Raw genomic sequence first — 21,017 nt, forward strand, 5'->3', positions numbered from 1 at the left:
GCGGGACTCCCTCTTCGTACTCATGTCCGATGATCGGCCCCCGGAAGACTAACAACGTCCACGGGAACCCGCACGGGCCGCTTGACCTTCCCCTTCGGTGAAGCCACAGCATCGGTGCCGAGGAACGGCCTGGAACCCGGGGGTGTGCATGGACCTGCTGACGATCGGCGCCTTCGCGAAGGCGTGCCGGCTGTCGCCCAAGGCGCTGCGGCTCTACGACGAGCTGGAGCTGCTGCGGCCCGCACGGGTCGACCCGGACACCGGGTACCGCCACTACGCGGCCGGGCAGCTGGAACAGGCCCGGCTGGTCGCCTGGCTGCGGCGGCTCGGGATGCCCCTGGCCCGGATCCGTGAGGTCTGCGCCCTGGGCGATCCGGCGGCGGCCGCGCGGGAGATCCGCGCGTACTGGGCCCGGGTCGAGGCGGAGACGGCCGTACGGCGGGACCTGGCCGCGTTCCTCGTGGACGAACTGTCGGGGACATCGAGGAAGGACACCACCATGCTGGAACTGCGTTACTGCGCCCGCTCGGACCGGGGGCTGGTCCGCCCCGAGAACCAGGACACGGCGTACGCGGGCGGACGGCTCCTCGCGGTCGCGGACGGCTGCGGCCCCGCCGGGGCGCCCGCGAGCCGTGCGGCCGTGGCGGCGTTACGGGTCCTGGACACCGAGGAGGTCCCGGCGGGCCATGTGCTGCATCTGCTGGAGGACGCGGTGCGCGGCGCGCACGCCGCGGTGCGGGAGGTCGCGGGCGGCTCGGACCAGGTCGGCACGACCCTGACGGCCCTGCTGTGGACGGGCTCCCGGCTGGCCCTCGTCCACATCGGCGACACGCGCGCCCATGTGCTGCGCGACGGCGAGCTCCGGGTCATCAGCCACGACCACACGGTGGTCCAGTCGATGATCGACGAGGGTCGGCTGACCCCGGAGGAGGCCCTGAGCCACCCGCAGCGCGCCCTGCTGCTGAAGGCCGTGACCGGCGGCGCCCCCGCCACCCCCGACCTCCGTCTGCACGACGCCCGCCCCGGTGACCGCTATCTGCTGTGCTCCGACGGTCTGTCCGCCGTCGTCGCGCCCGGCCGCGTCCGCGATCTCCTCGCCCGCGCGCCCGGTCCGGACGAAGCGGTCCGCGCCCTGGTCGCCGAGGCCAACGCGGCCGGCGGACCGGACAACGTGAGCTGTGTCGTGGCCGACGTGGTGGAAGTGGGCTGACCCGGGGCAGGATCGGGGGCACATGGCCTCAAGCCCACCGGTTCAAGGAGCGTCCGCGTGTCCTCTCTCTTTCCGGCCCTCACGGGCGATCCTTCCGAGCGTGCGGCGGTGCGGTTCGGTGAGCGGGCCCTGACGTACGCGGAGCTCGCGGCGGCGGCCGGGGCCGTCGGGGAGCGGGTACGGGGGGTGGGGAGGGTGGCCGTGTGGGCGACGCCGGTCCTGGAGACCGCGGTGGCGGTGGTGGGGGTGCTGCTCGCCGGGGCCGCCGCCGTACCGCTCAATCCGAAGTCGGGCGACAAGGAGCTGGGGCACATCCTCGGCGACAGCGCGCCGGGGCTCGTGCTCGCCGCGCCGGGGGACGAACTGCCCGCCGCCCTCGACGGGCTGGAGCGCGTCGACGTCGACGTGCGTGCCGTCGGCGGCCTCGCTCCGGAGCCCGTGGACGACGAGGTCCCGGCCCTCGTCGTCTACACCTCCGGCACCACCGGCCCCCCGAAGGGCGCGGTCATCCCCCGCCGGGCCGTCGCCGCCACCCTGGACGCCCTCGCCGACGCCTGGCGGTGGACGGCGCGGGACGTACTGGTGCACGGGCTGCCCCTGTTCCATGTGCACGGGCTGGTGCTGGGCGTGCTCGGGCCGCTGCGGCGGGGCGGGTCCGTACGGCATCTGGGGCGGTTCACCACGGAGGGCGTGGCCCGGGAGCTGAACGACGGCGCGACCATGCTGTTCGGGGTGCCGACGATGTACCACCGGATCGCCGAGACGCTGCCGGAGGACCCCGAGCTGGTCAAGGCGCTGTCGGGGGCGCGGCTGCTGGTGTCGGGCTCGGCCGCGCTGCCCGTGCACGACCACGAGCGGATCGCGGCGGCGACCGGGCGGCGGGTGATCGAGCGGTACGGCATGACGGAGACCCTGATGAACACGGCGGTGCGGGCCGACGGGGAGGCCCGGGCGGGGACCGTCGGGGTGCCGCTGCCGGGGGTGGAGCTGCGGCTGGTCGACGAGGGCGGGGAGGCGGTCGCGGCGTACGACGGGGAGACCGTCGGGGAGATCCAGGTGCGCGGGCCGAATCTGTTCACGGAGTACCTCAACCGGCCCGACGCGACCGCCGCCGCCTTCACCGCCGACGGCTGGTTCCGCACGGGTGACGTGGCCGTGCGCGATCCGGACGGGTATGTGCGGATCGTCGGGCGCAAGGCCACCGATCTCATCAAGAGCGGCGGGTACAAGATCGGGGCCGGGGAGATCGAGAACGCGCTGCTGGAGCATCCGGGGGTGCGTGAGGCGGCCGTCACGGGGGCGCCGGACGCGGACCTCGGGGAGCGGATCGTCGCCTGGATCGTCCCGGCCGATCCGCAGTCCCCGCCGGACGCCGCCGAGCTGGCCGATCAGGTGGCCCGGCGGCTCGCGCCGCACAAGCGGCCCCGCGAGGTGCGGTACCTCGACGCGCTGCCCCGCAACGACATGGGGAAGATCATGAAGCGGGCGCTGCCGTCATGACGGGACGTGCGAGCGCCCGCGAGGTCATCGCCCTGGTCACCGACTCCTTCACCGAACTCCCCCACCCCGCTCGGGACTTCCGCCCCGACGGGCCGCTGGCCTGGCCCGGCTACGACCTCTCGCGCGCCCGCGCGGCCGACCACACCGGCGAGAGCGAGTCCGTGGTCTGCGGCACCGCGGAGGTCGAGGGCACCCAGGCGGTGCTGCTCGCCTTCGAGTTCGGCTTCCTGGGCGGCTCGCTGGGCGAACGCACCGGCGACCGGCTGGCGGCCGCGTACGCCCATGCCCGGGAACACCGGCTGCCCGTGGTGCCGTTGGTCGCCACCGGCGGCAGCCGGATGCAGGAGGGCATGCTCGCCCTCACGCAACTCCAGCGGGTGGCCCGGGAGTCGGCGCTGACCCGGCAGGCGGGACTGGCGCAGATCGCGGTGGTGCGGGACCCGACGACCGGCGGGGGCTGGGCCACGCTCGGCGCGGGCGCCGACGTCGTCCTCGCGCTGCCCGGGGCCCAGGTCGGCTTCGCCGGGTCACGGGTGCGGCCGGCGGACGCCGATCCGGCCGCGTACACCGCCGAGGCACAGGTAGCGGCGGGGGCGGCGGACGCCGTCGTGCCCGCGGGGGAACTGCGGGAGACGCTCGGGCGGTGGCTGCGGCTGCTGACCGGGGGGTCGCAGAAGCCCGTCCCGGTGCCGGAACCGCTCGGCGCGCGGGATCTGCCGGTCTCCGGCTGGGACGCGGTGCGCCGGGCCCGCTCCCCCCGGCGGCCGCGCGCCGCACGGTACCTGGACGCCTGTCTCACCGGGCGGGTCGCGATCTCCGGCGACCGGTGCGGGGGCACCGACCCGGACGGCATGCTGTGCGGCTTCGGCGAGCAGGGCGGCCGTACCGTCGCGTACGCCGCGCAGACCGGGTCGGCCACCCGGCCCGCCGGATACCGTACGGCGACCCGGCTGATCCGGCTCGCGGACCGGCTCGGCATCCCGGTGCTCACCCTGGTGGACACCCCCGGCGCGGCCAACGACGCCGAGGCGGAACGGCAGGGCGCGGGCGCGGCGATCGCGGAGCTGTTCGGGGTGCTCGCCACCGTGCGGACGCCGGTCACCACGCTGGTGATCGGCGAGGGCGGCTCCGGCGGGGCGCTGGCGCTGGCCGCGCCCGGCCGCACCTGGGCCGCGCCGGACAGCTACTTCTCCGTGATCGCGCCCGAGATGGCCGCCGCGATCCTCAAGCGGCCGCCCGCGGAGGTGGAGGCGACGGCCGGTCAACTCCGCATCCGGCCGCAGGACTTGGTGGAACTGGGGGTGATCCGGTCACCGGAGCGGGAGACGCCGTGAAAACGGGCGGAGGAACAGGACAACCCCGAGTACCGTCCGTAACAATGGGGCTGCGCAGCGCCGCGGGGCGGCCTGTGCGGGCCGGGAGAGCGAGCGTACGAGAAGGGGCTACGGGGGGCTTCGTGGACGGACTGGTGGAGTTCAGGACCGACGACGGGGCCGTGGTCTCCGTCGAGGCGGCCGCCGACCGGCGGCCCGGGTCACGGCTGGTGGCCCGCGGCGACGGCACGGTCCAGGCGGCCCGTACCTTCGAGGACGCGCTGGAAGGGGTCCGGGCGGCGGCCGAGTCCGCGCTGCGGGTGTTCCGGGACGGCACGTTACGTCCGGACGCGGTGGAGATCGAGTTCGGGGTGAAGCTCTCGGCGGAGACCGGCGCGATCATCGCCAAGGGCACGGCGGAGGGGCATCTCGTGGTGAAGCTGGCCTGGTCCCCCGCACCGGCCGACGCACGACAGCCCGCGCCCGACAGGGGGCCGGAGCCCGCCGCCGCCTCATGAACAGCGCCGAGTGGCACGCCCGGATCGAGACCGCCGGCCAGGTCGCCGGGGCCGGCTTCCTGATCACCCCGCGCAAGGTGCTGACCTGCGCGCACGTGGTGGGCGGGGCCGGCACGGCGGACGGGCTGACGGTGACCTTCACCGAGCGGCCGGACCTCCCCGCGGTACCGGCGCGGGTGATCGCCGACGGCGGCTGGGGCGGCGGCCCGACCGACCCCGGCGATCTCGCCGTACTGGAACTGGCCCACGAGGTGCCGATCGCGCCGGCCGCGCTCGCCCCCGTCGACGCGGCGCACGGACAGCGTGCCGACCGGCCCCGCAAACTGGTCGTCTACGGCTTCCCCGTCGGCTTCGACGAGGGCACGCTCGCCGAATACCGCGTCACCGCCGCCCAGTTGCTCAACCGTGAGTGGATCCAGCTGGAGGCCTGGCAGCCCGGCGGGCAGCCGCTCGCGCCCGGGTTCAGCGGCGCCGCCGTCGCCCTCGCGGACACCGGCGAGGTCGTCGGCATGGTCACCGCGGCGGCCGGCGGCCAGGACGTGCGCACCGGGCGGATGATGCCCACCGAGGTCATGGCCCGCTACTGGCCCGGCCTGGAGGGGCTGGTGCCCACCTCCGACCACGGGGCGGCCGACCGGGCCCGGCTGCGCGCACTCGTCGAGCGGGCCGTGCGCGCGCACCTCGACTGCGATCCCGTACGGCTCGTCCGGCTCTACGAGGCCGCCCGCGGCCCACTGGACCCGGACGCGCCCGAGGAGGGGTTCGACTCGCTCTGGTCGGCGGCCCTGTTCGTGCTGTGCGAGATCGACGGCGCCGACGCGGCCGGCACCGTCGCCCGCTTCACCGCCCAGGTGGAGACGCTGTTCCACGCCCCCGCCGCGCCGGCCGCCGCGCCCGACTGGTCACCGATCCTCGTCGACCTGCGGCACAGCGGCGCCGGGGACGGGCATGTGCGGGTGGAGGTGTCCGCGTACAGCGGTGGCCGGCGGCATCCGGTCGCCTCCGAGACCGTGCCGCAGGCCCGGGTGCGCGCCTGTGTGCAGGAGCGGATCGAGGCCGCGTTCCGGTATCTGACGCCCGGCTGCGACGAGTTGATCGCGTTCGCGCTGCCCCGGGACTGGATCGACCTGCCGGTGGACCGCTGGGCGAGCGCCCCCGACGACGAGACCCCGCTGGGGTCCGTGTACCCGCTCGTCGTGACCGACCAGGCGCGGCTGCGGCCCGGCACCCGGCATCAGCTGACCCGCGCCTGGAAGCGGCTCGACACCCTGCCGGGGGCGCGGGTGCACCGGGTGGAGTGCGCAGGCTCCGAGGAACCCGCCCGGCTGCGGCTCAGGCTGCGCAAGCCCGACGCGTGTCTGGCCGGTTTCGCCACCGCCCCGGCCGCCTCGCGCACCCGCCCCCATTTCGACACCTCGCTCACCGCGCCCGCCCCGGTGGTCGTCTGGTCGCGGGGCGGCTGCGCGGGCGGCGCCGAGGGCTGCGCGGGCGGGGACGGCTGCGCGGGAAAGACCTTCCTGGACGAGCTGGACGCCTGCGTCGCCGCCGTGCCGCCCGCCGAACTCCCGCGCGAGATCCTGGCGTTGCGCGAGGAGGCCGACGCGGAGGAGGGCCACTGGGCCCGCGACATCCAACTGCTGTGGGACGACCCGCGCGTCTTCACGGACCCGCACGGCGACGCCCCGGCCCATGCCCGCTCCCCCGTCACCTGAGTGGCGGAGAACTTCGGAGAACCATGCCCCACTGGACCGTCTACACCGGCACCAGCGAGCCGCACGACGGCATCGACCGGCTGCCCGAGCCGCCGCCCTGGCGGGCGTTCGACGGCGAGCCCGTGCTGCCGCCGCCACGCGACGGCGACGACGAGGCCGCCGTCTCCCCCGACCGCGTCCACCGCGCCCGTACGTACGTCGCCACCCCGGACAGCGTGCAGCTCGTCAACGCGGCCCTCGTCCTGCGCCGCCCGCTGCTGGTCACCGGCCCGCCCGGCACCGGCAAGTCCTCGCTGGCCTACGCCGTCGCCCGCGAGCTGGGCCTCGGCCCGGTGCTGCGCTGGAACATCACCAGCCGCTCCACCCTCGCCGACGGGCTCTACCAGTACGACCCGCTGTCCCGGCTGTACGCGGCACGGCAGGCGGCGTCCCGGGCCCCGGAGGCGGCGCCGGGCGGCGGAGGCGTCGAGGACCACCTGCGGCTCGGCCCCCTCGGCACGGCCCTGCTGCCGTACGCCCGTCCGCGCGCCCTCCTGGTCGACGAGATCGACAAGAGCGACCTCGATCTGCCCAACGACCTGCTGAACGTGCTGGAGGAGGGCCAGTACGAGATCCCCGAGCTGATGCGGGCCGGCCGCCATGCCGCCGGGGGCGCCACCGCCGAGGTGCTCGCCGACGGCACCCAGGCGCCGGTCACCGTCACCCGGGGCCGGGTCCGCTGCCGGGCGTTCCCGTTCGTGGTCCTCACCAGCAACGGCGAGCGCGAGTTCCCGCCCGCCTTCCTGCGCCGCTGTGTCCGGCTGAAGCTGCGCCGCCCCGGCCGCGAGCAGCTCACCGAGATCGTCCGCGCCCACCTCGACACCCCGCCCGGCGAGGCGGAACACCTCATCGGCCGGTTCCTGGCCCGCGCGGCCGACGGCGAACTCGCCACCGACCAGCTGCTGAACGCCCTCTACCTCACCGGGGTCGCGGGCCTGGACGCCGACTCGCGGGACGCGCTCGCCGAGCAGCTGATGCCGTACCTCGGCACCACGGCGGACGGCGATGGCTTCTGATCCCCCGGCCGACACCCCGGCCCCCGTCGGCGACACCCCCGCGCTCGCCCGGCTCGCGGCCCTGCTCACCGCCGCCGCGGACACCCCGCCGACGGCCCGGGAACTCGCGGAAGTGCTGTGGCTGGCACGGCAGTTGGACGGCGCGCGAGAACCCCTGACGGAGACGGAGGGGCAGGCGGAGGGGCAGGCCGGGGCGGAGACCACCCCGGAGGCGGCCGCTCCGGCGGCACGCCCCACCCCTCCCGCCCCACCACCCGCGCCCCCGGCCGACGACCGCGTCCCCCTCCATCTCCCCCTCCCCGAACCCACCCGCTCCACCACGACCACCGGCACCACCCCCCTCCTCGCCCCGGCACCCCCGATGCTGCCCCGCCCCCTCGCCCTCCAGCGGGCCCTGCGTCCGCTGAAGCGCACGGTGCCGGCGGCCCGCGCCCGGCTCCTCGACGAGCGGGCCACCGCGGACCGCATCGCACGGCTCGGCGCACACCCGGAGGTCTGGCTGCCGGTGCTGCGCCCCGCCCGGGACCGCTGGCTGCGGCTGAACCTGGTCCACGACACGGGCCCGACCATGCCCGTCTGGCGGCCGCTGGTCCGCGAACTGCACACCGTGCTGGCCCAGTCGGGCGTGTTCCGCACGGTCACCCTGCACCCGGCCGGCCCCGACGGGGGCGCCCGGCACGTCCCCGACCCGGGGGACGGACGGACGGTCACGCTGGTCGTCAGCGACTGCATGGGCCCGCAGTGGCGCGCCGGCCCGGCGGGCGAGCGCTGGTACCGCACCCTGCGGCACTGGGCGTCCCGGATGCCGCTGGCCGTCGTACAGCCGCTCCCGGAACAGCTGTGGCCGACGACGGCCCTCCCGGTGGAGCCCGGTGTCCTGGCCGCCCCGGCCGCTGCGGCCCCGCTCACGGCCCTCGCCTTCACCCCCTACGCTCCCGAGGCCGACCCTGCGCCGGGCCCGTCCGCCCTCCCCCTCCCCGTGCTGGAGCCGGGCGCGCCGTGGCTCGCCCACTGGGCGGCGCTGGTCGCGTCCCCGGGCGGCGCCCGCACGCCGGGAGCGGCGGCCCGGCTGGCGGCCGCGCCACCGCCCGCGGCCCCCGTCCCCTCGCCCACGGACCTGTCCGCCCAGGACCTGGTCCTCCGCTTCCGCGCCACGGCCTCCCCCGAGGCGTTCCGCCTGGCCGGCCATCTGGCCCTGGCCGTCCCCTCGGTCCCGGTGATGCGCCTGGTCCAGCGGGCCGTGGACCGCGACCCCCGCCCGCAGCACCTCGCCGAGGTGATCCTCAGCGGCATGCTCACCGCCGTCCCCGGACCGCCCGGCTCCTACGACTTCCGCCCCGGCGTCCGCGACCTCCTGCTGCGCACCCTGCCCCGCTCCACCCGTGGCCGCACCCGCGAACTCCTGGCCCGCATCGGCGGTGCGATCGACGAACGCGCGGGCCTGACGGCGGGCGAGTTCCGTGCGCGGACCTCCGGGGGCGGGGAGTCCACCGGCACCCCGGCCTTCGCGACGGTGAGCCCGGAGACGGTACGGCGGCTGGGCGGGGCGCCGGCCGAGGAGCCCACCGAGGAACTGATCGGCGGGCGGTACCGGCTGCGGGAGCGGCGGGGGCCGGGGCGCAGGGTGTGGAGCGCGGTGGACGTCCGCACGGAGCGGCCGGTCGTCGTCCACCTGTACCCGGAACAGCCGGCTCCGCAGGAACGCTTCCTGCGGGAGGCGCGGGCGCTGGCCGGGATCGAGGATCCGTGTGTGGTGCGGGTGCGGGATTTCGGGGTGCAGGGTGACATCCCGTACCTGGTGGCGGAGTTCGTGGACGGGGTGACGCTGATAGAGCTGGAGGACGGGAGCGGGCCCGGGGTGTCCTTCCCGGTCTTCGCCCGGTTGGTGTGCGACGGCACCGCGGGGCTGAGGGCCCTGCACGAACGGGGCCTGGTACGCGGGCAGAAGGGCCGGAACGGACTGCTGCTGCGCCCCGACGGCACGGTGATGATCAGCAGGGTCGCGCTCGGCGAGGAGTCCGTGGGTGTCGCCGTGGAGTCGGACACCGGCGCGTTCCACCGTTTGCTGCGGCAAGTGGCCCAGAGTGTCGAGGCGCCCCCGGAGTTCCGGTCACTGCGCCTGCACATCCTGGTGGGCGGTATGCCGTCCTCGGCTCCGGCCCAGCTCGCCGGGGCGAGGGACACCGACCCTCTGCGGATCCAGCTGCTCGGGCCCGTGCAGCTCGCGCGTTCGGCGGGACCGCTGCGCAGCCCGTCCCCGGAGGCGCAGTCGCTGTTGTGCATGCTGGTCCTCCAGGGGAGTCGTCTGTCCCATCAGGAACTCGCCGCAGGACTCTGGAACCGGTCGCTCGCCCAGGAGTCCGCCCGGACCCGACTGCACGCCCTGGCGCGGGAGCTGCGCGAGATCCTGGGGCCGGGCACCCTCGCCTCGCTCCCCGAGGGTTACGCCCTGTACGCGCCCGGCGCCCAGGTCGACGCCCTGTTCTGCGAACGAGCCCTCGTCGACCGCCGCCCCGAACAGCTCGTGGCCGCCTTGGGGCTCCTCCGCGGCACCCCCCTGGACGGCGTCCCCGGCCCCGCCGCCGAAGCCGCCCGTGCGCGGTTCCGCTCTCTGCACCGGGATCTCACCACCGCCCTGGACGAAGCCGCGCCCCCACCCCTCCGCTTCAAGACCGGCACCGATCTCTCCGCCCACCCCGAGAGCCGGATCACCCTCGAGTACGCCGTCCACCAGGTCCTGTCCCGGGGTGCGCTCACGCCGCAGCAGTACGCGGTGCACGTCCACCCCGACGGCTACTCGGTCCGGGTGCAGCCCGGCACCGACCTGCTCCCCGTCCTCGTCGCCGCCCTGCGCTGGCTGCCCGACCACTGGGCCACGCTCACCGCACCGCCGCGGCTGACCGTGGGCTTCGGCGCCCCGGCTCACGGGGAGGGCGACTCCCTGCTGCTGATCGTCGTCTCCCCCGCCCTCTACGGCCGCTTCACCGCCAGTTCCGCCGCCTTCGGGCCGTACCGGTTCCGGCCGTTGTACGGGGACACGGGGGTGCCCCACGCCTGGTGTCACCCCGGCGGCGGGGAGCGGGAGCTGGTGAAGGGGCCCGGGGTGGCCGGCGATCTCGGGCGGCTGGGAATCCCCGTGCCGGGGCGCACGGCCGTCGTGCACACCGGTCCCGAGGGGCCGCTCACCCTGCTGAACCCGGCCGACCCGTACGGCGGCGGCCCACCCCGCCCGGTGACGTACTACGAGGTGGACCTCACCCCGCGGCACGCCGTGCACCAGGTCGCCCTGCCCAGCTCCGGCAAGGGGGACTTCACGGCCGCCGTCGAGCTGTCCTGGCGGGTCGCCGATCCGTTGGCCTTCGTACGGGGGGAGGTCGCCGGGGTGGCGGAGCGGCTGCTGAACCATTTCCGGGAGGCGGCGCCCCGTATCACCCGTCATCACTCCGTACGGCGACCCGCGGGCGCCCAGCGGGCCGTCAACTCCCAGCTGGGGCGGTGGCCCGTGCCGGGGCTGGAGGTGACGTGCACGGTCGCGCTCGCGCCCGACTACGCGCCGCCGCCGGAGCTCCCCCGCGCGGACGCCACCGCCCGGTCCCTGTCCGAGCTGCTCGCCGACGCGGGGACCGTGCTGTTCGGCTTCGACGGGCCGCTGCTGCGGCTGTTCACGGCGGCTGGCGCCCGAGCGGCCGCCGTGGAGCTGCTGCGGGTGGTGGCGGAACACCGTGGTCCCGAGGACCCGCTCGCGGGCCGGGCGGCGGGGGACGCGGGGGCGGCGCGGGAGCGGTTCGTGCATCCGCTGGACGTCCTGCGGGCCTTCGCGCACGACCGGGTCGGCCCACTGCTGCGGGACCGGCTCGACCGGCTGGAACTGGGTGCCGTACCGGACGCGCCGACGACCCATCACTCGCTGGCCCTGGTACGTGCCCTGCACTCCGCCGGGCGCCGGGTGGGGGTCGCCACGGACGTCTGCGAGCAGGCCGTCCTGCGGCATCTGGAGGCGCACCGGCTGCCGCTCCTCGCGGGCGTGCACGGCCGGTCCGAGGACCTCGGCCGGCTGCTGCCGCACCCGGACTGTCTGCTGCGGGCCCTGGGGCCGCGGGGTACCCAGGCCGGGGCCGGGATCCTGATCGGCTCCACGCTCGCCGAGCTGACCGCCGCCCAGCAGGTGGGCCTGCGGTTCGTCGGTCTGGCCCGCAGTCCCACGGTCGAGCAGGGGCTGCGCGAGGCGGGCTGCGCGGTGACCGTGCCCTCGCTGACCGCCGTACTGGAGGCGGCGCGATCGCTGTAGGGCCCGCATGCGTGAGATCTGGGTCACATACGGGGGTGGTCATGTCACACTCCGGGCGGCCCGCGCCCTCTCCGTGCGGAAAGCATCCGCGACGGGAGGCCCACGATGTCCCACCCCCCGCACCCGGTGGCGCACACCACGACCGAGGTGTTCGCCGCTCACCGGGAGCTGCTGTTCTCCATCGTCTACAACATGCTCGGCAGCGTCTGCGACACCGAGGACGTGATGCAGGAGACCTGGCTGTCGTGGGCGGCCCGGCACGAGGCGGAGGGCGCGGCGGAGATCGGGCATCCGCGCGCCTATCTGGTGCGGATCGCGGTGAACGGGGCGCTCGCGCACCGGGCCGCCGTCAGCCGCCGCCGGGAGACCTATGTCGGGCCCTGGCTGCCCGAACCGCTGGTCGGGCCCCTCCCGGACGCCGCGGTCCCCGCCGTTGCCGGCGACGCGGCCGACGCGGCCCTGCGCGCCGAGTCGGTGTCGATGGCGCTGCTGGTGGTCCTGGAGACCCTCACCCCGCTGGAGCGGGGCGTGTTCGTGCTGCACGAGGTGTTCGGCTACCCGCACACCGAGATCGCGGAGATCCTCGGCCGCAGCCCGTCCGCGATCCGTCAGCTCGCGCATCGCGCCCGGGAGCACGTGCACGCCCGGCGGCCCCGGTACGCGCCCGATCCGCAGGTCCGGCGGCAGGTGACCGAGCGGTTCCTGGACGCCGCGCTCGGCGGTGACCTGGACGCCCTGCTGCGGCTCCTGGCGCCGGACGTGACGCTGTGGGGCGACGGCGGCGGCAAGGGCGCGGGCGGCCCCCGGCCGCTGCGGGGCCGGGACAAGGTGGCCCGGCTGCTCGCCTCGGTCGCCCCGCGTTCCGGGCAGGGCCTGCGCATCGCCTACCGCAGCGTCAACGGCGATCCCTCGGCGCTGCTGTTCGCCGGCGACACCCCGTACGCGGTCCTGGTCCTCGACCTGACCCCGGACGGGGACCGGGTGTGCGGGATCTACGCCGTCGCCAACCCCGACAAGCTCTCCCACATCGACACCACGGCGAGGTCCCGGTGAAGGCGCGCACCCTGGCGACCCTGCCGAGCGGGCGGGTCGGCAAGTGGGTCGTCCTCGCCCTCTGGGCGGTCCTGCTGGTCCCGGCCCTGCTGCTGGCCGGGCGGCTCGGCGAGGTCGAGCAGAACGACAACTCGGCCTGGCTGCCGGGCGACGCGGAGTCGACGCGGGTCGTCGAGCGGGTGGCGCGGTTCCAGCCCGCCGACACCGTGCCCGCGATCGTGGTCTACGACCGGCCGGGGGGTGTCACCGCCGCCGATCTGGCGAAGGTCCGGGCCGACGCCGAGGCCTTCCGGGACGTCGAAGGGGTCGAGGGCGCGCCGCAGGGCCCCGTGCCGTCGGCGGACGGGCAGGCGATCCAGACGGTGGTCCAGGTGCACAAGGACCGGACGGGCTGGGAGGGGATCGGCAAGGTCGTCGACGCGCTGACCGAGGTGGGTGAGGGGAGGAAGGGGGACGCGGGCGGCGGTCTCGGGTTCCATGTCACCGGGCCGGCCGGTCAGGCCGCCGACTCGGTCAAGGCCTTCGGCGGCGGGGGCGGGCTGACGGCGATCACCGCGTCCGTGGTGGTGCTGATCCTGCTGCTCACCTACCGCAGCCCGGTCCTCCCCCTGCTGCCACTGCTGACCGCGGGCGCGGCGCTGGTCACCTCCGAGGCGGTGATCTACGTCCTGGCGAAGAACGCCGGACTCACCGTCAACAAGCAGACCGGCTTCATCCTGACCGTGCTGGTGTTCGGCGCCGCCACCGACTACGCCCTGCTGCTCACCTCGCGCTACCGGGAGGAGCTGCGGCGCCACGAGGACCGGCACGAGGCGATGGGGCGGGCCCTGCGGCGCTCCGGTCCCGCGATCGTCGCCGGTGCGGCGACCGTCGCGGTCAGCCTGACGCTGCTGATGCCGGCCTCCCTCAACTCCACGCAGGGGCTCGGCCCGGCCTGCGCGGTCGGCGTCCTCGTCGGTCTGCTCGCCATGACCACGCTGATGCCGGCCCTGCTGGTGGTCTGCGGCCGCTGGATCTTCTGGCCGACGATCCCGTCGTACGACGCGACGCAGGCCGGTGCGCTGACGGACGGCGTCTGGGCCCGGGTGGGCGCCGCGGTCTCCGCTCGGCCCCGGCTCGTGTGGGCCGGTACCGCGCTGGTCCTCGGTGCGATGACGCTCGGGATGTTCGCGCTGCGGGCCGACGGGCTGGCCGGCAGGGACCAGTTCACCGGCCGCCCGCAGACGGTCGTCGGCGAGGAGATCCGCGCCCGGCACTTCCCGGCCGGCTCGGGCGACCCCGTCCTCGTGGTGGCGAAGGCGGACGCGGCGCAGGAAGTGCGCGGCGCGCTGTCCGGTGTCCCCGGGATGGCCCGTGTCGCCGCGCCGGTGGTCAAGGCGGGTGAGGCGCTGGTGCTCGGGGAGCTGCGGGACGATCCCAGCAGTACGGCCGCGATGCGGACGGTCGAGCGGGCCAGGGCCGCCGTCCACGGGGTCGAGGGCGCGCGGGCGCAGGTCGGCGGGACCACGGCGGTGCTGCTCGACACCCGGGAGGCGGCCGACCGCGACTCGGCGGTGATCATCCCCATCGTGCTGGTGGCGGTGTTCCTGGTGCTCGCGCTGCTGCTGCGGGCGGTGGTCGCCCCGCTGCTGCTGATGGCGACGGTGGTGCTGTCGTTCGGGGCGGCGATGGGGGTGAGCGCCCTGGTGTTCGAGCACGTGTTCCACTTCGCCGGGCAGGAGGCCTCCTTCCCGCTGCTGGCGTTCGTGTTCCTGGTCGCCCTGGGCATCGACTACAACATCTTCCTGGTCACCCGGGTCCGGGAGGAGGCCGTCCGGCACGGCACCCGGCGCGGGGCGCTGACCGGGCTGTCGGCGACCGGCGGTGTGATCACCTCGGCGGGGGTGGTGCTGGCGGGCACCTTCGCGGCGATGGCCTCACTGCCCCTGGTGTTCGCGGCCGAACTCGGGTTCGCGGTGGCGTTCGGGGTACTGCTGGACACCCTGGTCGTCCGCTCGGTCCTGGTCACGGCGCTGATCCTGGACGTAGGGCGCTGGATGTGGTGGCCGAGCGCGTTGTTCCGGCAGCGCACCACCCTTCAGCCGCCCACGGACAGACCCGATCCCGAATCCGTCGTCGGAGCCAGGTGACCAACTGTCTCCTCCCTGTCGCAGTGCGCAGAGCGATGGCCGTCAGGCAGCCAGGAGCTGATGCGCGGGCGTGCCTTTCTGACCTACCTGTGCCGTCCCATGGCGTTGGTGGCACGCCCACGATCACTGCGCGGCGGGGTCGTCGTAGTCGTCGAGAAGGGGGCTGTGGCGCTCGGTGAGTGGGCCGACGCCGAGATCTTCACGCATGAGCATGCGCATCTTGGCGGCTGCTTTGCCGCGTGCCTCCCAGCGGGCGCGATCCTCTGGACTGCTGACGGCAGTGCCATCGATGTAGCCGTCGCAGATGCGTCGCAGGCAGTGGAACACACTGTTGGAGGCCTTGACGACGGGTTGGGGCGCAATGAGCCACATCCGTTCTGATGCGATGGCCATGCCTGAATCCCGAAAGGCTTCGCGCAGCGCAAGCGCCCGCTCGTCGTCGGAAGGGTGTTCTCGCTCGGCCACGGCCCGCAGGGTTTCACCGAGGACCTTCACGGTGGTGGTGTACTGCGTGTAGATGTCGAGCCGCAGCCGATGAGCCTCTTTGACATTCTCGTGCTTCCACCGATTCCGATCGGCGATGAGCGTTGCGACGATGCCGATCGCGGCCCCGGCCAGGGTGGAGAGCAGTGGCAACCAATCCATGCGCGCCAGCTTGGGCCATCTCGTGACGGCGGCACCAGAAGGGCCTCGAGGACGAACCTGTACCGCCGGAGGCTGTCCGCGCCCGGGACGCGGACAAGTTCGAGTGCAGGATCGACGACAGCCACAGGCGAATCACCACCAAGAGCGGGCAGGCCCCCGCGGACGCCGTGCTGGAGACGGGCTCGCTGGACTGGCTGCGAGCCGCCCTCGGCGAGACGCCGCACCGGCCCCGGACGTCGGGCGCTGGATGTGGTGCCCGAGCGCGCTGTTCCGGCGGACCGGCGGCTCGGACCGGGAGGAGGCCGCACCCGCTCCGGAACCGGCGCTGAAGGGTCGCTGGCCACTGGCTCCCGGCAGCCGCGGGGCAGACGCCGAGCCCCTGCTCAGCGGCCCGCAGGGCGGCTCGCCGGGACAACCCCCCATTCGGGCGCGCCCCGCCCGGCCCCCTTGAAGAGGCGTACCCCCGCGCCGCCCGCGCAGGATGCGAAGGAGGCCGACCACCCGGCGGCCCACCCGCACACGAGGCCCGCCGACCAGGCGGCCCCGCGCTCTCGGGAGGACCCGCCATGACCGCCAGTCTGGAGCAGTTGCGCCGCTGCCACTTCGCCGTCGACCTCGGGGCGGCACGGACCCGGGTGTATGTGCGGGGGGCCGGGCTGGTCGTGGACCAGCCGTCCGTCGCTGCCGTGAACACCCGTACCGGCGCGCTGATCGCGGTGGGCGAGTTCGCCGAGCGGATGACGGGCCGCACCCCGGACTACATCCGGGTGATGCGGCCGGTCTCCGGCGGCACGGTCGTCGACATCGAGATGGCCCAGCGCATGCTGCGGCATCTGCTCGGCGACAAGATCCGCCGGCAGCTGCGCCGCAAGCCGTTCCTGCGGGCCGCCGCATGCACCCCGCACGACGCCGACCCGCTGGCCCGCCGCGCCACGATCGAGACCCTCGTCGGTCTGGGCTCGCGCCGGGTGGAGCTGGTGGAGACACTGATCGCCGCCGCGGTCGGCTGCGGGCTGCCCGTGGAGCAGCCCGAGGCCACGATGATCATGGTGTGCGGGGCGGCCGCCACCCAGATCGCGGTGCTCTCGCTCGGCTCGATCGTGACCGCCGAGCGGATCCCGGTGGGCGGCGAGGCCGTGGACCACGCGATCGTGCAACACCTGCGCCTGGAGCATGAGTTGATGCTGCCGAGCCAGTCCGTACGGCCCTTGCAGCTGGCCCTGTCCGGCAACGGTCTCACCCCGCACGGCCCGGCCTCCACGGAAATCCACGGGCGGGACGTGGCGACGGGCCTGGCCCGTTCCGTCCTCGTCGACACCGCCGCCGTACGGGACGCGATCGAGACCCCGCTGACGGCCGTGCTCGACGGCATCGGCAGGGTGCTGCGGGAGTGCCCGCCGGACCTGGTCGCCGACCTCGCCGACCGGGGGATCATGATGGTCGGCGGCTCCGCCCTGCTGCCGGGCTTCGACCACATGCTGCGGCAGGCCACCGGTATGCCGGTGCACATCGCGGAGCGGCCCGACATCTGCGCCGCGCAGGGCCTCGGCGCCATGCTGGAGGGCAAGATCGCGCCGCTGACCCTCAGCCCGCTGGCCACCTCCTGAGCGGCCCCCCGGGGCCGCTCGCCCGCAAACGTTACGCGCGCGAAACCTTGACGATCACCGAGTGCGGTGCCAAGCTTCCGGCGCCGCCATGTTTACGTAAACATCAGCTCTCCGCGGGAGGCGATGTTTGCGTAAACATCGTCGTTCGGAAAGGGCAAGTCGATGCGCAGGACCCCCGTCAGAGCCTCCTCCCGATCCACCCGCTCGCCCCGGCTGCGGGCCGCCCTCGCCGCGGTCGCGGTGGCCGCGGTCGCCGGCAGCACCCTCGCCGCCGCCCCCGCCTCGGCCACCCCCGCCAAGACCGGCCTGGCCGCCGACACCACCCAGTTCAAGGGCGTGAACTGGGCCGACCCGCGGGACAACTTCGCCGACGACTACCTCCAGCTGTCCGGACTGTCGACCTCGGACACCTACCGGCAGACGTACGCGAAGGCGAGCCGGATCATCGCGGCCTTCCGCGCCAACCTCGGCGCCAACACGGTCCGCCTGCCGATCAACCCGTACACGGTCGACGGGGCGTACTGGAAGTCGTACCGCGGGGTCATCGACGCGGCCTCCGACCAGGGCTTCAAGGTGATCGTGTCCTACTGGGAGGGCACCGGCACCCGCAAGGACGGCTACATCGACGACGAGGCCGCCTACTGGCCCATGTGGAACACCGTCGTCAAGGCCTACAAGAACGACAAGCGCGTCTACTTCGAGCCGATGAACGAGCCGCACGGCTACACCGACACCGAGTGGGCCGACCTCGCAGCGAAGTGGCTCGACACCTACAGGTCGGTGCCCCGCAACCGGGTCTTCGTCAGCGGCGCCGGATACAACGACCACGTCACCTCGGTCTGCGCCGACCCGCGCCTGAAGGGCACCTACCTCTCCCTGCACCACTACGGCTTCTGGAAGTCGTACGCCACCTACGACGAGTGGGTCGCCGACCTCAAGGTGCGCATCGGGGACTGCGCGAACCGGACCGTGGCGGACGAGTTCGGCGCCCCCATGACCGACGGTCTGGACTACAACGTGAAGACGCCGGACAACAACTACGTCAACTTCGTCCAGGCCGTCACCGACACCTTCCGCGAGCTGAAGATGGGCTCGGTGTACTGGCCGGGACTGCGCACCGACGACACGTACTCCGTGCAGAAGCTCGTCGGCCCGGTGAACCGGCCCTGGCTGGAGACCACCAACCAGTCCGGCGCGGACCGCCTCGCCTGGGCCTGGGGCCGCGGCAGGCCGGTCCAGGGCTGACCCGGACAGACCGGCCCGCCGTCCCTGACACCGGCGGGCCGGTCGCCGCTCTTCCGTTGTTCCCCCGCTGACCGACGCATAGGTTCCGGAGCATGACGAACGTACGAATCGGTGTGATGTACGACCGCGACTGGGCGCCGGAGGGACTGCCCGCGTTCGCACGGCGGGCCGAGGCGCTCGGGGCGGACGACCTCTGGGTGGTGGAGGACCTCGGCTGGAACGGCGGTGTGTCGGCGGCCGCCGTGGCGCTGGGGGCGACCGAACGCCTCCGGGTGGGCATCGGCATCGCCCCCGCCCCGCTGCGCAGCCCCGCGCTGCTGGCCATGGAACTGGCCACGCTGGCCCGGGTGTTCCCCGGCCGGCTGGTGGCCGGGATCGGGCACGGGGTACCGGAGTGGATGGCCCGGGCGGGCGTCGCGCCCCGCTCCCCGCTGGCGCTGCTGGAGGAGACGATCACCTCGGTGCGGGCGCTGCTGCGCGGCGCGAAGGTGGACCTCGACGGGCGTGAAGTCCGGCTGGACGGGATCAAGTTGGTGCATCCGCCGACGGAGGTGCCGCCCGTCGTCGCGGGGGTCGTACGGCCCCGCTCGCTGGAGCTGTCCGGGCGGGTCGCGGACGGCACACTGATCGCCGAGGGCCACGGCCCGGGCGACCTGGACCGCGTCCGCGCCCTGACCGAGCAGGGCGGTGCCGGCCCCGAGCACACCCTCACCGTCTTCTCCTTCGCCTGCGTCGGCGACGACCCCGACGAGGTGTCCCGCACGCTCCACCCGCACACCGAGGGCCACGGCGCCTGGCTCGGCCGCCCGCAGGAGGAGGTCTTCACCGTCTCCGGCACGGCGCGCGAGGCCGCCGGGAACATCGGGGACCTCGCGAAGGCCGGCGCCGCCACCGTCGTCCTGCGCGTGGTCGGCCCGGAACCGCTCGCGCAGCTGGCCGCGGTACTGGAGGCCCTGGGACGCCCGGACTTTCGCCACACGCCCTAGGGGGCCACGGACTGCAACCCCAGGACCGACAGGAGTTCCAGGCGTTCGGCGTCCCGGGTGCCGGGTTCGGCCGTGTAGACCATGATGCGCAGGTCGCTGCCCGCGACGCTGAGCGTGTCGCAGTCGAGGGTCACGGGGCCGACCTGGGGATGGTCGACGGTCTTGCGGGAGGCCTCGTGGTGCCCCACGGCCCCGGAGTCCCACAGACCGGCGAACCGGGAGCTCTCGGCGCGCAGTTCGGCGATCAGCTGCCGCAGTCGGCGGTCCGCCGGATAGCGGGCCGCCGCCGTGCGCAGGTCGCCGACGACCGCCGTCTCCGAGGCCCGCCGGGACTCCGGGGTGTGGCGGACCCGGTTCTCGCCGCGGCCGAGGAAGATCCGCCAGGCGCCGTTGCGGTCCCGTCCGTACCGCTCCCCCATCAGGGCCGTGTACAGCGGGTTGGCCAGCAGCAGGGTCCAGGACGCGTCGGACACCGCGACCGGGGTGCCCGTCAGCCGGTCCAGCATGCGGTGGACGCTCGGCGCGATGTACGCGGGGACCGTGCCGCGTCCCGGCGGGACCAGCCCGGCCGAGTGGAACAGGAGCTCGCGCTCGGCGGCGGACACCCGCAGGGCCCGGCCGAGGGCCTCGACGACCTGCTCGGAGGGGTTCGCCGCGCGGCCCTGTTCCAGCCGGGTGACGTAGTCGACGGAGATGCCCGCCAGCATCGCCAGCTCCTCCCGGCGCAGCCCGGGCGCCCGCCGCTGACCGCCCGAGGGCAGCCCCGCCGCCTCCGGGGAGACCCGGTCCCGCCACCGCCGTACCGTACGCCCGAACTCCGTGCCCGCCATGCCACCACTGTGCACCGCTCCCCGGCCGCCGTCCTGGTACCGGCGGTCCCAGGAAGCCGGGGGAACTGGCTGCCCCGGGCCGCCCGCCACAGGCTGGAGGGCATGACCACCACACTGATCACCGGTGCCAACAAGGGCATCGGATTCGAGACGGCCCGGCAGCTCCTCGCGGCGGGCCACACCGTCTACCTCGGCAGCCGGGACGCCGGGCGCGGCCGGCTGGCCGCCGAGCGGCTGGGGGCGCGCACGGTCCTGCTGGACGTCACCGACGACGCCTCCGTCGAGGCCGCGGCCCGCACGATCGAGGCCGACGGCGGCCTGGACGTGCTGATCAACAACGCGGGCATCGAGTCCCGCGGCCCCGGCAACACGGTCCCGGGGGCCGAGGAGGTCACCGCCGACGCCATGCGGGAGGTGTTCGAGACGAACGTCTTCGGCGCGGTGCGGGTCACCCACGCCTTCCTTCCGCTGCTCCGGCGCTCCGCCGCCCCGGTCGTGGTGAACGTCAGCAGCGGACTGGCCTCCCTCACCCTGGCCTCCGACGCGGGCCACCCGGCGTACGGCTATCCGGGGGTCGCCTACCCGGCGTCCAAGACCGCGCTCAACATGGTCACGCTCCAGTACGCGAAGGCGTTCCCCGGCCTGCGGATCAACGCGGTCGAGCCCGGGTTCACCCGGACCGACCTGAACGGGAACACCGGGACGCAGACCGTGGAACAGGGCGCGGCGATCGTCGTACGGATGGCGCAGGTGGGGCCGGACGGGCCGACCGGCGGCTACGTCGACGCGGAGGGCCCGCTGCCCTGGTGAACCCGGAAGCGGATCGGAAGCGGATCGGCAGGTGGAAAGGCTGGCCGGGGAAGCGGGGTGTCTGGTCACATCTCGTCAGCGCGAAACCGGATCGCGCCCCACGGATGTCGGGCAGA

Annotated in this window: 15 protein-coding genes and 1 pseudogene; 14 read left to right on the forward strand and 2 right to left on the reverse strand. The window is 74.7% G+C overall.

The window, feature by feature from the left end:
• The first annotated feature begins 148 nt into the window (after positions 1 to 148).
• The 9 genes from ACYQ8Q_RS14965 (at position 149) to ACYQ8Q_RS15005 (ending at position 14,778) form a co-directional block, all read left to right on the forward strand.
• Positions 149 to 1,210: a MerR family transcriptional regulator gene (locus tag ACYQ8Q_RS14965; RefSeq protein WP_460065221.1), complete on the forward strand. Its 1,062-nt coding sequence runs from the start codon at positions 149 to 151 to the stop codon at positions 1,208 to 1,210.
• Positions 1,211 to 1,267: 57 nt separating this feature from the next.
• Complete coding sequence (locus ACYQ8Q_RS14970; RefSeq protein ID WP_460065223.1) at positions 1,268 to 2,710, forward strand: acyl-CoA synthetase; 1,443 nt, start codon at positions 1,268 to 1,270, stop codon at positions 2,708 to 2,710.
• Positions 2,707 to 4,044 carry a carboxyl transferase domain-containing protein gene (locus ACYQ8Q_RS14975; protein WP_460065226.1) on the forward strand — a complete coding sequence of 446 codons (1,338 nt, stop codon included), beginning with the start codon at positions 2,707 to 2,709 and terminating at the stop codon, positions 4,042 to 4,044. Before ACYQ8Q_RS14970 ends, ACYQ8Q_RS14975 begins: the two co-directional genes overlap by 4 nt.
• 122 nt (positions 4,045 to 4,166) lie before the next feature.
• Entirely contained in the window at positions 4,167 to 4,541 is a 375-nt protein-coding gene (locus ACYQ8Q_RS14980) for a CU044_2847 family protein (RefSeq protein ID WP_460065229.1), read from the forward strand.
• Complete coding sequence (locus tag ACYQ8Q_RS14985; RefSeq protein ID WP_460065231.1) at positions 4,538 to 6,253, forward strand: VMAP-C domain-containing protein; 1,716 nt, start codon at positions 4,538 to 4,540, stop codon at positions 6,251 to 6,253. The genes ACYQ8Q_RS14980 and ACYQ8Q_RS14985 overlap by 4 nt, the downstream gene beginning before the upstream one ends.
• Before the next feature lie 23 nt (positions 6,254 to 6,276).
• Entirely contained in the window at positions 6,277 to 7,308 is a 1,032-nt protein-coding gene (locus ACYQ8Q_RS14990; RefSeq protein ID WP_460065233.1) for an AAA family ATPase, read from the forward strand.
• Entirely contained in the window at positions 7,298 to 11,596 is a 4,299-nt protein-coding gene (locus tag ACYQ8Q_RS14995; RefSeq protein ID WP_460065235.1) for an SAV_2336 N-terminal domain-related protein, read from the forward strand. The genes ACYQ8Q_RS14990 and ACYQ8Q_RS14995 overlap by 11 nt, the downstream gene beginning before the upstream one ends.
• Positions 11,597 to 11,701: 105 nt before the next feature.
• The gene (gene sigJ / locus ACYQ8Q_RS15000) at positions 11,702 to 12,649 is read left to right on the forward strand and encodes an RNA polymerase sigma factor SigJ (RefSeq protein WP_460065236.1); all 948 of its coding nucleotides are present in this window, start codon (positions 11,702 to 11,704) and stop codon (positions 12,647 to 12,649) included.
• On the forward strand, positions 12,646 to 14,778 hold the full coding sequence (locus tag ACYQ8Q_RS15005; protein ID WP_460065237.1) for an MMPL family transporter: 2,133 nt from the start codon (positions 12,646 to 12,648) through the stop codon (positions 14,776 to 14,778). The genes sigJ and ACYQ8Q_RS15005 overlap by 4 nt, the downstream gene beginning before the upstream one ends.
• A 123-nt stretch (positions 14,779 to 14,901) precedes the next feature.
• Here the strand turns inward: ACYQ8Q_RS15005 and ACYQ8Q_RS15010 are convergent, their stop codons facing one another.
• Positions 14,902 to 15,423 (reverse strand): hypothetical protein, encoded by a 522-nt coding sequence (locus ACYQ8Q_RS15010; protein WP_460065239.1) that lies wholly within the window; start codon positions 15,421 to 15,423, stop codon positions 14,902 to 14,904.
• Positions 15,424 to 15,488: 65 nt separating this feature from the next.
• Between ACYQ8Q_RS15010 and ACYQ8Q_RS15015 the strand changes: the two are divergent.
• The 4 genes and pseudogenes from ACYQ8Q_RS15015 to ACYQ8Q_RS15030 form a co-directional block, all read left to right on the forward strand.
• Positions 15,489 to 15,638: pseudogene (locus tag ACYQ8Q_RS15015) on the forward strand (HD domain-containing protein); the annotation flags it as partial.
• Positions 15,639 to 15,989: 351 nt separating this feature from the next.
• Positions 15,990 to 17,030, forward strand: a complete 1,041-nt coding sequence (locus tag ACYQ8Q_RS15020; RefSeq protein WP_460065240.1) for a rod shape-determining protein — start codon at positions 15,990 to 15,992, stop codon at positions 17,028 to 17,030.
• A 162-nt stretch (positions 17,031 to 17,192) separates the two neighbouring features.
• The gene (locus tag ACYQ8Q_RS15025) at positions 17,193 to 18,275 is read left to right on the forward strand and encodes a glycoside hydrolase family 5 protein (protein WP_460065241.1); all 1,083 of its coding nucleotides are present in this window, start codon (positions 17,193 to 17,195) and stop codon (positions 18,273 to 18,275) included.
• 92 nt (positions 18,276 to 18,367) lie between these two features.
• Entirely contained in the window at positions 18,368 to 19,261 is an 894-nt protein-coding gene (locus tag ACYQ8Q_RS15030) for an LLM class flavin-dependent oxidoreductase (protein ID WP_460065242.1), read from the forward strand.
• Here the strand turns inward: ACYQ8Q_RS15030 and ACYQ8Q_RS15035 are convergent.
• Entirely contained in the window at positions 19,258 to 20,091 is an 834-nt protein-coding gene (locus ACYQ8Q_RS15035) for a helix-turn-helix transcriptional regulator (RefSeq protein WP_460065244.1), read from the reverse strand. The two genes, ACYQ8Q_RS15030 and ACYQ8Q_RS15035, sit on opposite strands and share 4 nt — an antisense overlap.
• Positions 20,092 to 20,193: 102 nt before the next feature.
• Here ACYQ8Q_RS15035 and ACYQ8Q_RS15040 point away from each other — a divergent pair, with 102 nt between their 5' ends.
• Positions 20,194 to 20,901, forward strand: a complete 708-nt coding sequence (locus ACYQ8Q_RS15040; protein ID WP_460065246.1) for an SDR family NAD(P)-dependent oxidoreductase — start codon at positions 20,194 to 20,196, stop codon at positions 20,899 to 20,901.
• Positions 20,902 to 21,017 lie beyond the last annotated feature (116 nt).

Source organism: Streptomyces sp. YKOK-I1 (assembly GCF_054660435.1).